The sequence below is a fragment of the Streptomyces sp. WM4235 genome, assembly GCF_001279725.1.
Taxonomy (GTDB): domain Bacteria; phylum Actinomycetota; class Actinomycetes; order Streptomycetales; family Streptomycetaceae; genus Streptomyces.
This window is the reverse complement of sequence record NZ_LGDE01000068.1, coordinates 73855-86454: the sequence shown is the minus strand read 5'-3', so window position 1 is coordinate 86454 and position 12600 is coordinate 73855. Positions and strand designations below refer to the sequence as shown.

Genomic DNA, 12600 nt, shown 5'->3' with positions numbered 1-12600 from the left:
CCCCGACCGGGGCGGGCCGTCCAGGGCCTATGCGGCGGGTTGCTCGTCGCCGTCGCGGACGAAGGTCGGTCGCAGTGTGGTCATGGCCTCGGTGAAGGCCTCCCGGCAGCGCAGCCAATCGGGGTCCGGGGTACCGGTCCCCAGGGCAAGCAGTTTGGGCAGCAGGTCCGCCGAGAACGCCCGGGCGGCTTCGGCCGGAAGGAGGGACGGCAGGTTGTCGATGGCGATGACGTCGAGCGGTCGCAGGCCGTCGCCCAGCCGGCGGGCCGGAGTCGTCCAGTCGGTGAGCCGGTCGTAGACGGGCAGCAGGTGCAGCGGCGAACCCGTGTCGCAGGTGATGTCGGCGATCACCGAGAGGCGTCGCCCGTCTCGGCCGGGCCCGCCGTCCAGGTCGGCGGAGGTGAGGAAGGGCGGTACGGGTCGGGTGGTGAGCACCGCGTTGACCAGGACGTCGCAGCCGAGCAGGGCGGCGCGGTCCAGGTGGGCGGTGTCGGTGCGGTCCCACCGGGTGACCCGTACGCCGGCGGTGACCAGGGCGTCGCAGGCGCCGCGCCCGCTGCGCCCGTACCCTCCGATCACGATGGACCGCAGCTGTACCCCGTCGGGTGGGGGAACGGCTCGCGAGGCGCGTAATCGGCGGTCGAGTTCGGCCCGGGGCATCGGTGTCAGCGGGCCTTCGAGCAGCCCCCGCGCCTGGAGCACGGCCAGCGCCGCGCCCACGTAGCCCGCCCAGTACCCGAAGGCGGCGAGCCTGCGGCCCTGGGCGTCGGCCAGGTACTCCAGGTCGAGCAGGGTCCCGCCGCCCGCCGCGAACCGCTCCAGCAGCGCCGGGGCCTCGGCCTGGCCCTTGTACGCGTGCCCGAAGTACACGTGTCGGTGGTGCAACCGCTCGGGTGTCGGCGGGAGTTCCTTGAGGCCCAGGACGTACGCGGACCGGGGTGCGGCCCCGTCCGCCCAGGATCCGGCGGGTGCGGCGCGGCAGCCGGCGTCCACGTACGCGGCGAGGGGGAAGACGCGGTGGTCGGAGTCCTCCACGGTGAGTCGTACGCCCTGCCGGACGAGCCGTCCGGCGTCCTGGGGGGTGAGCGGGGCCCTTCGTTCGGTGAGGCGTGTCTCGTTGCGCATCCACAACTGCGGCACATCTGCCATCGGCGGTACCACCTGTCTGCTCAGGACGCCTCGACGGACGTCCGCGTGCAACATGTGACCGACCATCAGAGTCCGTTCACCGATGGCGTTCGGCAAGGAGCGCGGCAGCGGGAACGGGGGCTCAGAATTCAGGCAGCAGCGCTCGCGGTCCGATCCGTGCGCCCTCCGCGTACGCCGCCCGGAGTTCCTCCTCGGGCATCCGGTCCCCCAGGACGTCCAGGGCGCGCGGCGGGCGGGCGGCCGCCGGGCGGGCCCCGGAGACCGAACCGAGGAGCCGGGCGGATCGCGCGTACCGGCCCTGGCCCGCCTCCAACTCGGCCAACAGCTCCGCCGAGAATGCCCGGCCGGTCCGGTCGCCCAGGGCCGACTGTGTCTCCAGCGCGCGCAGCACCTCGGTACGAGCCGCATCGGTACGCCCCTGGCGGGCCAGGCGCACGGCCGAGGCGTGGCTCGCCCAGGAACGGGCCCACGGGTCGCGACGCCCGCCGGGCGGATCGGCGAGCGGATCGACGAGCGGCTCCGTCGACGGTTCGGCGAGCGGGTCCACGTGCGCGAGGGCCAGTGCGAGGGCGGCCCGGAGCACCTCCCGGCCGGGGCCGGGGCCGGACCCGGTCCCGGCGGGCAGCAGTTCCAGCGCCTCCCGGTACTCGGCGACAGCACTCTCGTGGCGGCGTTCCCAGAGCGCGATCGTGCCGCGAACGTGCGCGAGCCGCGCCAGGCAGTCGTCGTCTCCTTCGCGCACGGCGGCGCTCCACGCCTCCACCAGCAGCGGGTCCGTACCGTCCGTCCCGTCGAGGATCGCCGTCAGCCAGGCGGTCAGCCACAGAGCGCGGGCCGGCCGGGGCCGCGGGTGCAGGGCGAGGGCGCGCTCCAGGTGGCACCGGCCCTCCGCCGGGAGCCCGCAGGCCGACCAGAGGAACCACAGGGTGACGGCCAGTTCCAGGGCGGCGCCCGAACCGACGGCGAGCGGGTTCATCGCGGCCCGCAGTTCGGGGAGTTCGGCCAGGGCCAGGGCGCGCGCCTCGCTCTGCGCGCCACCCCGCCACAGTCGCGCGGCGCGTTCCGCGAGCGAGCGACACCGCTCCTGGTGGCGCAGGGCGACGGTGGTCCCGTCGTCTCCGGGCCGGCGGGCCAGACGCATGGCCGCGTGGGCGCGTACGGACAGGGGCAGTCGGTGCCGGCCGGGGCGCTCCTCGTCCGCGAGCAGGGCGGGGGCCAGTCGGGCCAGGGCTTCCACGGCCGTGTCCGGGGTGAGTTCCCCGAACCCGCACACGTCGGCGACGGCGGCCGCGTCGAAGGGGCCGGCGAAGACGGAGAGCCGTTCCCACAGGAGGCGTTCGGCCGGGGAGGCGAGTCGGTGGGTGCGCTCGGCGTCGACGCGGGTGGCGCGACCGGCGCCGCCGGCGAGGAAGGTCAGCGGGTCGGCGGTCAGGCGGCGCAGGGCTTCCAGGGGCGGGTACCGGTGTGCGCGCCCGGCGGCGAGTTCCAGTGCTCCGGGGATGCCGTCGAGGGCTCGGCACAGGGCGGCGACGGCGGCGGCGTTGGCGTCGGTGAGCTCGAAGAAGGGGTCGGCGCCGCGTGCGCGTTCCTCGTAGAGCCGCACCGCGGCGGAGCCGACGATCGCGGTGGCCGGTTGCCGCGCGGCGGGGTCCCGGGGTTCGGCGGGCAGGGACAGCGGCGGGACGGCGAGCTCGGCTTCGCCCGGCAGGTCGAGCCGTCGTTGGGAGGTCGCCAGGATGCGGGCCCGGGGCAGCCAGGCCATCAGGTCCGCGACCACCCGTGCGGCCTTGTCCCCCAGTTGTTCGCAGCCGTCGAGCACCAGAAGCACCTCACGGCCGGCGAGCCCGTGGACCAGTTCGTGTTCCATCACCGCCCAACGGGATTCGGGGAGCGTGGACAGCTCCACCCACACGGTGTCGGCGCCGTCGGCGGCGGTCAGGGCGCGTACGGTGCGCACGGCGAGCCGGGTCTTGCCGATGCCGGCGGGTCCGGTGAGGGTCACCAGCCGTCCGGCGGCGAGCAGTTCGGCGGTGGCGGCCGTCTCCCGGTCCCGGCCGACGACATCGGACAGCTCCGCGGGCACGGTGCGGCGCGCGCACGCTTCGGGGTCACCCACGCGTCCTCCCGCGACGTCCTGTACTCGCGCACCACCGTCGGATTCATCGGTTCGGTGCACAAAGAGAGATGATCTGCGGAAAGTCCGGTCTTCCGACCCGCGACCGGGAGAACCACCAGGGGGAAGGTATGCACGCGGCCATTTCCGCCGTGGACGACACCGACCGGGCGCTCGTCCACGCACTCCAGCTCGCGCCCCGGGCGAGCTGGGAGCGGTTGGGGCCGGTGCTCGGCGCCCGCCCCGACACGCTGGCCCGCCGCTGGGAGCGCATGACGGGGGCCGGTGAGGCCTGGATATCGGGGCTGGGGCTGCGTACGGGCAACCAGTCGCCCTGCATGGCCTGGGTGGAGGTGACCTGCGCCGCCGGCACCGCCCCGGCGGTCGGCGCGGCGCTGGTCGGGGACCCGCACACGCTCGGCGTGCAGCACACCACGGGCGCCCGTGACCTGTTGGCGTTCGTGGCCGTCCCGAACCTGCACACGCTGTACCGCTACCTGTCGTTCCGCGTCCAGCGGATCCCCGGGGTGGGCGCGACCCGGTCGTCGATGGTGACGGCGGTGCACAGCGCCCCCGACCGGTGGCGCCTGGATCAACTGTCCCCCCTCCAGATCGATCAGCTGACCGGGCGGACCCGCCGCTCCACGTCGTCGGCGGCCCTCGCCGGCCCGGCGCCGTCGAACATGACCGAGGAGGACCGGCCGTTGGTGCTGGCGCTGGCCTCGGACGCGCGACGCAGCGTGGCCTCGCTGGCGCGGGAGACCGGCATGAGCGAGTCCACGGTGCGTCGCCGGCTGGGCCGGCTGGAGGCGGGGCAGGGCCTGCGCTACAGCTGCGCGATGGCCTCGGGGGTCTCGGGCTGGCCGGTGTCGGCGACCTTGTGGGCGGAGGTGCCCGAGCACGAGGTGGCCGACTGCGCGGCGGCGGCGATCGGGTTACGCGAGACCCGGACCTGCATGTCCGTCAGCGGGCCCTGGAACTTCATGATCAGTGCGCGGCTGCGCACGATCGCGGAGCTGGCCCACTACACCTCGGACCTCTCGCGCCGGTTGCCGGCGATGCGGGTCACCGACTCGGCGGTGGCGCTCCACGTGCGCAAGTCGGAGGCGCAGGAGTTGGACCAGGAGGGGCGACGCGTGCGCACGGTGCTCCCGGACATCTGGACGGAGCCGACGCGCGCGGCCTGATGCCGGCGGGGGTACGGGCGGTCGGTCCGGGGCGGTCCCGGGGAGTGGGCCGCGCCGCCGGACGCGGACCCGTGGGGGAGCACGGGCGCGCGGCGGTGCGTACGCCACACCCGCAGTGGGTGGCGTACGCACCGCCGCGCGCCGGCCGGGGGTCCGGCCTCAGTGCACGAACGCCGGTTCCGACGTGGCCTGTGCGGCCTCGTCCTTCTTCTTGGCGCCGAGGTGGTTGAAGGCCAGGTTGAGCAGGATCGCCACGACGCAGCCGGTGCTGATGCCGGAGTCGAGGACGACCAACAGGTCCTTCGGGAAGGCGTGGTAGAAGCCGGGGGCGGCGATCGGTATCAGGCCGATGCCGACCGAGGCGGCCACGATCAGGGCGTTCTCGCCCTTCTCCATGGCGGCGCCCGCCAGGGTCTGGATGCCGCTGGCGGCGACCGAGCCGAAGAGGACGATGCCGGCGCCGCCGAGCACGGGCAGCGGCACCACGCCGATCACGGAGGCCGCCACCGGACACAGGCCGAGCAGGATCAGGATGCCGCCGCCGGCCGCGACGACGAACCGGCTGCGCACCTTGGTCATCGCGACGAGTCCGATGTTCTGGGCGAAGGCACTGCACATGAAGCCGTTGAACAGCGGGCTGACGGCGCTGCCGAGGGTGTCGGCGCGCAGGCCGCCCTCGATGGTCTTCGCGTCCGCCGGACGGCCCACGATCTTGCCGAGGGCCAGGATGTCGGCAGTGGACTCGGTCATGCAGACCAGCATCACGATGCACATGGAGATGATGGCCGCGACCTGGAACTGCGGGGCGCCGAAGTGGAACGGGGTGGGGAAGCCGACGATGTCCGCGTCGCGGATGGCGTCGAAGTTCGTCATGTGCAGCGGGATCGCGATGAGGGTGCCCACGACCAGGCCGAGCAGGATGGATATCTGCTGGAGGAAGCCCCGCAGGAACTTCCGCATGACCAGCACGATCGCCAGGGTGAGGGCGGCCATGCCGATGTTCTGCATCGATCCGTAGTCGGAGGCGGTGCTGTTGCCGCCCTGCGACCAGTTGAACGCCACCGGGAGCAGTGAGACGCCGATCAGGGTGATGACCGTGCCGGTGACGACGGGTGGGAAGAAGCGGACGAGCTTCCCGAAGTAGGGGGCGGCCAGGAAGCCGAGGAGTCCGGCGACGATGATCGCACCGAAGATGACGGGGATGGCGTCGACCCCCTCCCCCTTGCCGATGGCGATCATCGGGGTGACGCCGGCGAAGGAGACGCCGTTGACGAAGGGGAGTTTGGCGCCGATCTTCCAGAACCCGAGGGTCTGGAGCAGGGTGGCGAGGCCGGCGGTGAAGAGCGAGGCGCCCATCAGGAAGGCCGTCTCGGTGGCGGAGAGACCGACGGCGGGTCCGACGATCATGGGCGGGGCGACGACACCCGCGTACATGGCGGCCACGTGTTGGAGACCGCTCGTGAACATTTTCAGCGGAGGCAGGGTCTCGTCGACCGGGTGCGTCTCCTCCGGTACTGCGACTGCATCTTTGCGAAACCTGGGCGTTGCGGCCACGGCTTCCTCCGGTCGGGTAACACGTCGGCAGGGACGTGGGTGTCTGGGAGGTGGTGCGAAAGCGGTGCTAGTCGAGCCGTTGTGAAGTTGTCGAGGTGCCGTCCCGAGGGGGTGTGAGGGACGCACGGGGTGCGGAAACGATTCGCCCGAGTCGTTCCCACGGAATGCCGCGGTGCGTGGGAGCCCGCGGGCCGTGGCGTGACGCGGTGGCGTGCCGATGGTGGTGCGCGCCGTGAGAGTGTCACGAGTCACCGCCCCCGGGGGCGCCCTCGGTGTTGACCTCGGGCGCTTCCCGGGAACGGCTGCCGCGGACCCCGCTCGGGTCCGCGGCCGCCGGTCGAGGGCCGTCCCCCCCGACCGGACTCCGGGGGATCAGGCCTGCGCGGAGAGCCGCGCGAGGCGCTGGGCCTCTTCCCGCGTGGACACGGCGATCGCGTCCTCGTCGGCGAAGAGCAGTCGGTTGTTCTCGACGATCTGCTTGCCGTTGACCAGCGAGAGGGTGACCGGTGCGGCCGCGCCGAAGACGAGCGCGGTGACCGGGTCGGCGATGGAGGAGTGCGCCAGCGTGCTGACGTTCCACATCACCAGGTCGGCGAGCTTGCCCACCTCCAGCGAACCGATGTTGTCGGCGCGGCCGAGGACCTGGGCGCCACCGTACGTACCGAGGCGCAGGGCCTGGCGCGCGTTCAGTGCGCGCTCGCGGTGGACGGGGTTCAGGCGGTTGATGAGCAGCGCGTTGCGCAGCTCGGTGTGCAGCTCACCGGACTCGTTGGAGGCGGTGCCGTCCACGCCGAGGCCGACCGGTACGCCGGCGGCCAGCATGTCGGGCACGCGGGCGATGCCGGCGGCCAGACGGGCGTTGGAGGACGGGCAGTGCGCCACACCGGTCTTGGTGCGGGCGAACGCGGCGATGTCGGAGTCGTTCATGTGGACGCTGTGCGCCATCCACACGTCCTCGCCGAGCCAGCCGGTCGACTCGAAGTAGTCGGTCGGGCCCATGCCGAACAGTTCCTTGCAGAACTGCTCCTCCTCGACGGTCTCCGAGCCGTGCGTGTGCAGGCGCACGTTCAGCCGGCGGGCCAGCTCGGCGCCCTGCTTCAGCAGCTCGGTGGAGACCGAGAAGGGGGAGCACGGGGCGACGGCGACCTGGGTCATCGCGTCGAAGGAGTGGTCGTGGTGCTTCTTGACGGTCGCCTCGGTGTCGGCGAGCGCGCCTTCGAGGGTCTCGACGGCGTGGTCCGGCGGCAGGCCGCCGTCCTTGACGCTGCGGTCCATCGATCCGCGGGCCAGGGTGAAGCGGACGCCCATCTCGGACGCGGCGCGGATGATCGAGCCGGAGAGGTCGCCGGAGCCCTTGGGGAAGACGTAGTGGTGGTCCATGGCGGTGGTGACGCCGCCCTTGGCCATCATCGCCAGGGAGCCCTGGGCGGCCGTGTACGTCATCTGCTCGTCGATGCGCGCCCACGTCGGGTACAGGGCGACGAGCCAGTTGAAGAGGTTGTGGTCGGTGGCCAGACCACGGGTGATCCACTGGTAGAAGTGGTGGTGCGTGTTGACCAGACCCGGGGTGACGAGGTGACCCGTGCCGTCGATGCGGCGGACCACGTTGGCGAGGTTCTCGGGGGCTTTGCCCGCACCGATCGACTCGATCTTGTTGCCGGCGACGACCACGTGACCCGAGGCGTACTCGGTGTCGTTCGCGTCAACGGTCGCGATGGCACAGTTCTCGATGACGATGCGCTCGACGGCGCTGTCCTGGGCTGCCGATGCTGCCATGGGACTTCCTCGTGCTTTCAGTGGCGGTACGGGCACGGCAAAACCCAGGGGATTTGAGTGCCGGAGCCGGGGGCCTTGACAGCTGACAGTACTGCCGCCCCGTGTGTTGCGTCCGGGTGCCGATTAAGGAAGTTGAAGAGTGTCGCGCCGATCCCGGGGCCACTGCGGAGCCCCGGGACGCGCGTGCTCGTCAGAGGTTGGTCATGTCCACGGGGATACGGGCGTCAACGCCGTCGCGGAGGACCGTCGCCTCGATCAGACCGTAGGGGCGGTCCGCGGCGAAGTAGACCTCGTTGTCGTTCTTGAGGCCGAAGGGCTCCAGGTCGACGAGGAAGTGGTGCTTGTTCGGGAGCGAGAAGCGGACCTCGTCGATCTCCGAACGGTGGTTGATGATGCGCGAACCCATCTGGTACAGGGTCTGCTGGAGCGACAGGGAGTAGGTCTCCGCGAAGGCCTGAAGCATGTGCTTGCGGGTCTCGGCGTAGGACTTCTCCCAGTTGGGCATCCGCTGCTCGTCGTCCGACCAGTTGAAGCGCCAGCGAGCCGACACCTGGGTGGCCAGGATGCGGTCGTAGGCCTCCTTCAGGGTCGTGTACTTGTCCTTCACGTAACCCCAGAACTCGGAGTTCGTGGAGTTCATGACGACGAGGTCCTTGAGGCCGGAGATGACCTCCCAGTTGGTGCCGTCGTACGTGATCTGGGTGACGCGGGTCTCCATGCCCTCACGGACGAACGAGTGGTTGACCTCGTCCGACCCGATGAACTTGGAGTTGGCGTCGGAGGTGGCGATCCGGGACCAGGAGTACTCCTCGATCCGGATGCGCGCGCGCTGGATCGGCTCCTGGCTGTTGACGAACCAACGCGCCAGGTGGATGCCGAACTGCTCGGCGGACTCGATGCCGTACTCCTTGGCGAACGCGTACACCGTGTTCTTGGTGGTGTCCGTCGGCAGCACGTTGGCGTTCGAGCCGGAGTAGTGGACGTCGTCCATGTCGCCGGAGAGGGCGACCGAGACGTTGAGGTCCTTGATGTGGTGGGTGTCGCCGTCCCGCGTGATCTTGACTACGCGGTTCTCTGCTTTCCCGTACTGATTCTGGCCGAGAATCGTGGGCATGTCTGCTAGCTCCCTCGGTAAACGGAGTAGCCGAACGGGTTGAGCAGCAGCGGTACGTGGTAATGCTCGCCCGGGTTCACCGCAAAGGTGATGGTGACCTCCGGGAAGAACGCACCGCTGTCCCTTACGCGGGGGGCGTCCTGCTGCGCCTCGGCTTGCTTCTTCGAACTGTGCTTGTTCAGGAAGTACGTCTCGGTCTCGAAGTCGAGACGCACGTGTGTGGTGCCCTCCGGCAGGGCCGGCAGGTCCTTGCAACGCCCGTCCGCATCGGTGGCGGAGCCGCCCAGGGCCGCCCACTCGCCGCCCGGACCCGTACGGGCCGACAGGGAGATGGCGACGCCCTCGGCGGGCTTGCCGATGCTGGTGTCCAGGATGTGCGTGGACACCGACGCGGTGGTCTCGGTGCTCATGGCGTGCTCACTCTCCTTCTGCGAGGCGGGTCAGGCGGATCCGGTTGATCTTGACGAGCTCGCCGCGGGCGATTTCCCGCTCCGCTTCCGGCGAGTTGTCGATCCGGATCCTGACCGCGTCCCGCATGAACTCACCGGTCGCACCGGTGGCACAGATGAGGAAGACGTGGCCGAACTTCTCCTGGTACGCCAGGTTCAGTTCGAGGAGCTCGTTCTTGAGGTCCTCCGAGGCACCGGCCATGCCACGCTGCTCGCGGGCGGAGGTCGGGTCTCCCGGCTTCGGCCGGCCGATCGGCGCGTGGCCCCCCATCGCCTCGGCCAGGTCCTCGGCGGTGAGCTCCGCCATGGCGGACTCGTTGGCCGAGAACAGGGCGTCGGCGGTGGTGAAGGGGCGCTGGGCGAGCAGCTTGCTCCCCCACGCCGAGCTGGCGCAGACCTCGTGCAGTTCGGCCGTGGCCGCGCTGTCGTCCAAGGCGTTGAACCGGGTGAGACCCGGGGTCGGACTCGAAGTCACGGTAGGCCTCCGTGGCCTGTTGTTGCTTGACGGGCTGCGCATAGCTAACGCCCTCGACAACACCGCGTCAACACTTTGTTGAAACTTCGCGTACACAAAAGCCGCCGCCCGGGTGAATCGGGCGGCGGCTCGTCACCGTGCGTCAGACGCCGTTCACTCCTGGCTGTTCTTGTTCGGGTTTTCCCTGTTCAGGTAGTTGTAGACCGTGAAGCGGCTTACCCCCAGGGCGCCCGCGACCGTTTCCACCCCGTGCCGCACGGAGAAGGCGCCACGCGCCTCCAATATGCGCACCACGTCCTGCTTGGACTTCCGGTCGAGCCGGGCCAGGGGCACGCCGTGGCGTCGCTCCAGCGCGGCCAGGATGTGGTCCAGCGAGTCGGACAGCTGGGGCAGGCGCACGGCCAGCAGGTCCTGACCCTCCCAGGTGAGCACGACGTCGTCGGGCTGCGCCAGGGAGGGATCCATCAGCTCGCCGCCGATGGCGTCGACCAGCGGCTTGACCGCGGTGACGAACGGGTGGTCGCGGGGCTCGGTCACGGGGTCTCCTCCCGGATCACGTTCACCTGGAGCGAGACGCGCGTGGCTCCGGCCTCCAGCGCATCGCGCAGGAGCGCGGAAACGGCGGTGAGCACCTCTTCGGACCCGCCCTCGGCGGTGTTGCCGAAGGGGCCGACGTCCACCGCGTCGAGCCGCGCCTTCTGGATGACCTCGCGAGCGGCCACGGCATGGGCGGGGGCCTCTTCGAGATCGAAGGGCTCGGTCGTGAATTCCACTCTCAATCGCACGCGGTCAAGCTACCCCGCGCTCCGCAGGTTTCGGCAGTCCGCACTTGACAGCCACGCGAACCTCGATGCAGTCTTCCATCAAGCAGAAAACAACTTCCGCAATACGGAAGGAGCGCACACCCCTCATGGGATACACGGACCAGCGCTTCGATGTAAACCTTTCGATCCTCTACACGGAACTCCCGCTTCTGGAGCGTCCCGCGGCCGCCGCCGCGGCGGGCTTCACCGCGGTCGAGCTGTGGTGGCCCTGGATCGAGACCCCCACTCCCGCCCAGGCGGAGCTCGACGCCCTCAAGAAGGCTCTTGAGGACGCCGGCACCCGGTTGGTGGGCCTGAACTTCTACGCCGGCCAATTGCCGGGTCCCGACCGCGGCGCGGTCTCGGTCCCCGGTGAGGAGTCGGAGCGCTTCAACGCCAACATCAACGTGGCCGCCGACTTCGCGGCCTCGGTCGGCTGCAAGGCGCTGAACGCCCTCTACGGAAACCGCGTGGAAGGCGTCGACCCGGCCGTCCAGGACGAGCTCGCCCTGGAGAACCTGGTCGTGGCCGCCCGGGCCGCGGACCGCGTGGGCGCGATCCTCCTGATCGAGACCCTCAACAAGCCCGAGTCGCCGCTCTACCCCCTGGTGAGCGCGCCGGCCGGCATCGAGGTGGTGGACAAGGTGAACGAGGCCACCGGTCTCGGCAACGCCAAGTTCCTCCTCGACCTGTACCACCTGGCGATGAACGATGAGGACCTCTCCGAGGTCATCGAAAAGTACGCCGCCAAGACCGGGCACGTCCAGATCGCGGACAAGCCCGGACGCGGTGCCCCCGGCACCGGCGAGCTGCCCCTGGAGGAGCTGCTCGACCAGCTGAGGAAGGCCGGATACGAGGGCTACGTAGGCCTGGAGTACAAGGCCGCCGACGCCCCCGCCTCCTTCGCGTGGCTGCCGGCCGAGGCCCGCGCCGCGAAGTAGGCGGACCAAGTCCGGGCGATCAGCCAGGCACCTCACGCACTTTTCGTACAAAGCATTAAGAGAAGGACCCTCATCATGAGCAACCCCGCTGCCCTCCCGTCGATCGCCTGGGTCGGTCTCGGCATCATGGGCTCCCCCATGGCCGAGAACCTCCTGAAGGCCGGCTACTCGGTCACCGGCTTCACCCTGGAGCAAGACAAGCTGGACCGCCTCGCCGCCGCCGGCGGCACCGCGGCCGGCGCGATCGCCGAGGCCGTCAAGGACGCCGACGTCGTCATCACGATGGTGCCCGCCTCCCCGCAGGTCGAGGCCATCGCCTACGGCGAGAACGGCATCCTGGAGAACGCGAAGTCCGGCGCGCTGATCATCGACATGTCGTCGATCACCCCGCAGACCTCGATCGACCTCGCCAAGAACGCCGCCGAGAAGGGCATCCGCGTCATCGACGCCCCGGTGTCCGGCGGCGAGGCCGGCGCCATCGAGGCCGTGCTGTCGATCATGGTGGGTGGCGAGCAGGCCGACTTCGACGAGGCCCTGCCGGTCCTGGAGGCCCTCGGCAAGACCATCGTCCTGTGCGGCCCGCACGGCTCCGGCCAGACGGTGAAGGCCGCCAACCAGCTCATCGTCGCGGTGAACATCCAGGCGTGCGCCGAGGCCGTCGTCTTCCTGGAGAAGTCCGGCGTGAACCTCACCGCCGCCCTGGACGTTCTCAACGGCGGTCTGGCCGGCTCCACGGTGCTGACGCGCAAGAAGGACAACTTCCTGAACCGCGACTTCAAGCCCGGCTTCCGGATCGACCTGCACCACAAGGACATGGGCATCGTCACCGACGCCGCCCGCAATGTGGGTGCGGCCCTCCCGGTCGGCGCGGTCGTCGCCCAGCTCGTCGCCTCGCTGCGCGCCCAGGGTGACGGTGGCCTGGACCACTCCGCCCTGCTCCGCGCGGTCGAGCGCCTCTCCGGCGCGCAGATCTGATCACGGATCCGAACGCCCTTCCCCCCAGGGGGACCTGAGTTTCCGGATGGTGCCGGTGCTGACA

At 70.6% G+C, this 12600-nt stretch carries 12 protein-coding genes; 3 read left to right on the top strand and 9 right to left on the bottom strand.

Annotated elements, in window-relative coordinates; all coding sequences use genetic code 11:
• Positions 1-27: 27 nt before the first annotated feature.
• Both ADK55_RS08140 and ADK55_RS08135 read right to left on the bottom strand, forming a co-directional pair.
• Positions 28-1149, bottom strand: coding sequence for a saccharopine dehydrogenase (locus tag ADK55_RS08140; RefSeq protein WP_053676839.1), 1122 nt, complete (start codon positions 1147-1149; stop codon positions 28-30).
• A 121-nt stretch (positions 1150-1270) separates the two neighbouring features.
• Positions 1271-3265: an ATP-binding protein gene (locus ADK55_RS08135; protein WP_053676793.1), complete on the bottom strand. Its 1995-nt coding sequence runs from the start codon at positions 3263-3265 to the stop codon at positions 1271-1273.
• Positions 3266-3393: 128 nt separating this feature from the next.
• Here ADK55_RS08135 and ADK55_RS08130 point away from each other — a divergent pair, with 128 nt between their 5' ends.
• Entirely contained in the window at positions 3394-4449 is a 1056-nt protein-coding gene (locus ADK55_RS08130; protein ID WP_053676792.1) for an Lrp/AsnC family transcriptional regulator, read from the top strand.
• 159 nt (positions 4450-4608) lie between these two features.
• On the opposite strand, the gene ADK55_RS08125 is transcribed toward ADK55_RS08130, so the two are convergent.
• The 7 genes from ADK55_RS08125 to ADK55_RS08095 all read right to left on the bottom strand — a co-directional run bounded on the left by ADK55_RS08125 (position 4609) and on the right by ADK55_RS08095 (position 10602).
• Entirely contained in the window at positions 4609-6003 is a 1395-nt protein-coding gene (locus ADK55_RS08125) for a nucleobase:cation symporter-2 family protein (protein WP_078998624.1), read from the bottom strand.
• A 372-nt stretch (positions 6004-6375) separates the two neighbouring features.
• The gene (locus tag ADK55_RS08120; protein ID WP_053676790.1) at positions 6376-7779 is read right to left on the bottom strand and encodes an 8-oxoguanine deaminase; all 1404 of its coding nucleotides are present in this window, start codon (positions 7777-7779) and stop codon (positions 6376-6378) included.
• 190 nt (positions 7780-7969) lie between these two features.
• Positions 7970-8893: a factor-independent urate hydroxylase gene (pucL, locus tag ADK55_RS08115; protein ID WP_053676789.1), complete on the bottom strand. Its 924-nt coding sequence runs from the start codon at positions 8891-8893 to the stop codon at positions 7970-7972.
• A gap of 5 nt (positions 8894-8898) precedes the next feature.
• The gene (uraH, locus tag ADK55_RS08110) at positions 8899-9303 is read right to left on the bottom strand and encodes a hydroxyisourate hydrolase (RefSeq protein WP_053676788.1); all 405 of its coding nucleotides are present in this window, start codon (positions 9301-9303) and stop codon (positions 8899-8901) included.
• A gap of 7 nt (positions 9304-9310) precedes the next feature.
• Positions 9311-9817, bottom strand: a complete 507-nt coding sequence (gene uraD / locus ADK55_RS08105) for a 2-oxo-4-hydroxy-4-carboxy-5-ureidoimidazoline decarboxylase (RefSeq protein ID WP_053676787.1) — start codon at positions 9815-9817, stop codon at positions 9311-9313.
• Positions 9818-9970: 153 nt separating this feature from the next.
• A complete protein-coding gene (locus ADK55_RS08100) occupies positions 9971-10354 on the bottom strand; it encodes a helix-turn-helix domain-containing protein (protein ID WP_053676786.1) in 384 nt (127 codons plus the stop codon).
• Positions 10351-10602 carry a hypothetical protein gene (locus ADK55_RS08095; protein WP_078998622.1) on the bottom strand — a complete coding sequence of 84 codons (252 nt, stop codon included), beginning with the start codon at positions 10600-10602 and terminating at the stop codon, positions 10351-10353. Before ADK55_RS08095 ends, ADK55_RS08100 begins: the two co-directional genes overlap by 4 nt.
• 125 nt (positions 10603-10727) lie before the next feature.
• On the opposite strand from ADK55_RS08095, the gene ADK55_RS08090 reads away from it, so the two are divergent.
• Both ADK55_RS08090 and ADK55_RS08085 read left to right on the top strand, forming a co-directional pair.
• Entirely contained in the window at positions 10728-11561 is an 834-nt protein-coding gene (locus tag ADK55_RS08090) for a TIM barrel protein (protein ID WP_053676784.1), read from the top strand.
• 75 nt (positions 11562-11636) lie between these two features.
• Positions 11637-12536: a 2-hydroxy-3-oxopropionate reductase gene (locus tag ADK55_RS08085; RefSeq protein ID WP_053676783.1), complete on the top strand. Its 900-nt coding sequence runs from the start codon at positions 11637-11639 to the stop codon at positions 12534-12536.
• The last annotated feature ends 64 nt before the right edge of the window (positions 12537-12600 follow it).

Excerpts from the sequence above, each read along its gene's own strand:
- ADK55_RS08140 (WP_053676839.1), bottom strand. The coding sequence starts at position 1,149 with ATGGCAGATGTGCCGCAGTTGTGGATGCGCAACGAGACACGCCTCACC.
- ADK55_RS08130 (WP_053676792.1), top strand. The coding sequence starts at position 3,394 with ATGCACGCGGCCATTTCCGCCGTGGACGACACCGACCGGGCGCTCGTC.
- ADK55_RS08120 (WP_053676790.1), bottom strand. The coding sequence starts at position 7,779 with ATGGCAGCATCGGCAGCCCAGGACAGCGCCGTCGAGCGCATCGTCATC.
- pucL (WP_053676789.1), bottom strand. The coding sequence starts at position 8,893 with ATGCCCACGATTCTCGGCCAGAATCAGTACGGGAAAGCAGAGAACCGC.
- uraH (WP_053676788.1), bottom strand. The coding sequence starts at position 9,303 with ATGAGCACCGAGACCACCGCGTCGGTGTCCACGCACATCCTGGACACC.
- ADK55_RS08090 (WP_053676784.1), top strand. The coding sequence starts at position 10,728 with ATGGGATACACGGACCAGCGCTTCGATGTAAACCTTTCGATCCTCTAC.
- ADK55_RS08085 (WP_053676783.1), top strand. The coding sequence starts at position 11,637 with ATGAGCAACCCCGCTGCCCTCCCGTCGATCGCCTGGGTCGGTCTCGGC.